This window comes from Dyadobacter sp. CY351 (assembly GCF_021502625.1).
GTDB lineage: Bacteria > Bacteroidota > Bacteroidia > Cytophagales > Spirosomataceae > Dyadobacter > Dyadobacter chenhuakuii.
The window spans coordinates 1-581 of record NZ_JAKFFU010000027.1; the positions used below are offsets into that span (position 1 = coordinate 1).

At 50.1% G+C, this 581-nt stretch carries 1 pseudogene; it reads left to right on the forward strand.

Annotation, left to right across the window (positions count from 1 at the left end):
* Window positions 1–581: pseudogene (locus tag L0660_RS26025) on the forward strand (T9SS C-terminal target domain-containing protein); the annotation flags it as partial.

Genomic DNA, 581 nt, shown 5'->3' on the forward strand with positions numbered 1-581 from the left:
CCGACTGCTGCGCCTCGGACTTTGATGTGCCCAGCCAATGTGTATGCTGGTAACTTTGACATAGTTGACTGCAACAGTGCGCGTGGCTGGGTTTGGGACAAGAACAATTCGAGCACTGCCCTGACTGTCGAGCTTTATGAAGGTAGTACAGTCTATGCGACTGGATTGGCCAACATTTACAAGGAAACATTAAAGAATGAAGGCAAGGGAACGGGTAACTATGGTTTCAGCTTGCCTCTCCCTGCTAGCCTGAGAGACGGGAAAGCGCATTCGCTAAGTATCCGCGTAAAAGGGACAACCTATTCAGTAACCTCATCACCTAGAAGTTTGACCTGCGGATCGAATGCTTACGAGGGGAGCTTTTTTGCAGTGGATTGTAGCAGTGCCCGCGGATGGGTCTGGGACAAGAACAATGCAGATTCAACAATGACTGTTGAGCTTTACGAAGGCAGCACAGTTTACGGGACAGTAATAGCCAACCAGTACCGGGCAGACCTGAAAGACCAGGGTAAGGGGACAGGCAACTATGGCTTTACGATACCAATCCCTGCTGGTCTTAAAGACGGCGCGACCCATACATT